Origin of the sequence: Candidatus Venteria ishoeyi, from assembly GCF_030378065.1 — a bacterium.
Classification (GTDB): domain Bacteria; phylum Pseudomonadota; class Gammaproteobacteria; order Beggiatoales; family Beggiatoaceae; genus Venteria; species Venteria ishoeyi.
In genome coordinates this window covers 1-1,603 of the sequence record NZ_JAUCGJ010000107.1, presented here as the reverse complement: position 1 = coordinate 1,603, position 1,603 = coordinate 1, and the positions used below count along the sequence as shown (strand labels likewise).

Below are 1,603 nucleotides of genomic sequence, written 5' to 3'. Positions count from 1 at the left end.
TTGAGACTGATTTTTTTTGAATTTCAACTCTTGCTGCAAAAGAAGTAAATTCAGAATCTTCCGGGGTTTGGGCAATCGCGGCTCGTACCGGGTTAAGGTCAACATACGCCATACAGCTAATTAAAGCGGCATCATCCAGCAAAGCCTGAGATTTGAAACGTCCTTCCCAGAAGCACCCGGTACACTCATCTTCCTTGTTTGCCTGGCGTGCAATTGGCTCGTTCAGACAACGCATAAACCAGCTTAAATCTGCCAAACGTTCCCGCCACAAGGTCACTTTTTCCTCATCTGCTGTCAGACGTGCAAAATAAGCGTTGACCACTTCAGTATCAATTTGTTTGTCATCAGAATCTTTTAACGCCTGTGGTGGAAACAAGGTACACCAACGCTTTACCACTTCCTCGGCATCCCAGGTCAAACTCTGCTCATAATCCACATGCAGCACCAGATGATAATGGTTACTCATAATGGTGTAAGCGCAAATCTCAACCGCAAACTGCCCAGCAAGCACTTCCAGCCTGTCCAGTATCCATTGCCGTCTGTGCTCATAATTGCAGCCACTTTGCTTATCAAAAAATTAGCAGACAGCCAATAAATTAAAAAAATAAAACTACACTATCGTTCTAATTTCCTCAGCCAGGTCAAATTATAAAATTCAGAGATAAACCAGGAAAAACAGCCCTATCATATGAAAAAAACCAAAAATTAGCCATAACCTACCTATGGCAAGTCGTTTGGTGCCATAAATATGACTTAATGAGAAATGAAAATATCAGCTATTGGTATAACAACCGGGCAGCACTTTGCCCCTTAAACCATTTGCGCCCCTGCCTTTCAGTTTCTTCCAGCAAATGCCGCATAATGCCAACAACCTTATAAAAATGATTGCCATAATGCTGTATGCCATCGATCCAGTTATCTTGCTTGATTTCCAAACGTTGCAAAATGGGTCGAATATGTGCAGGAATAGCGCCACGCTTACCATCACGAATACAGCGCCCTGTCCAATCGACCAATTCAAAGTATTCTTCCTGGCTGATGGGCAGGCAAATATGCTGGTTCTGTGTGGCTTGAGGTTTCCCGGTCTTTTTAGTCTCAGCAAAAGGTAACAGCCATTGGCTTTGTGGTTCTGGTTTTGAGACTGATTTCTTTTGAATCTCAACTCTTGCTGCAAAAGAAGTAAATTCAGAATCTTCCGGGGTTTGTGCAATGGCGGCTCGTACCGGATTAAGGTCAACATAGGCCATACAGCTAATTAAAGCGGCATCATCCAGTAAAGCCTGGGATTTGAAACGCCCTTCCCAGAAGCGCCCGGTACACTCATCTTCCTTGTTTGCCTGGCGTGCAATCGGCTCGTTCAGACAACGCATAAACCAGCTTAAATCTGCCAAACGTTCCCGCCACAAGCTCACTTTTTCCTCATCTGCTGTCAGACGCGCAAAATAAGCATTGACTACTTCAGTATCAATTTGTTTGTCATCAGAATCTTTTAACGCCTGTGGTGGAAACAAGGTACACCAACGCTTTACCACTTCCTCAGCATCCCAGGTCAAACTCTGTTCATAATCCACATGCAGCACCAGATGATAATGATTACTCATAA

The 1,603-nt window shown here is 43.9% G+C and carries 2 protein-coding genes; both read right to left on the bottom strand.

Annotated features, from left to right (window positions below; translation table 11 throughout):
- Positions 1-511 (bottom strand): transposase (locus QUF61_RS18095; RefSeq protein WP_475393000.1); only part of this gene is annotated, 511 nt, incomplete at its 3' end.
- Positions 512-776: 265 nt separating this feature from the next.
- Positions 777-1,603: hypothetical protein (locus tag QUF61_RS18090; protein ID WP_289682950.1), on the bottom strand; the 827-nt coding region annotated here is incomplete at its 5' end.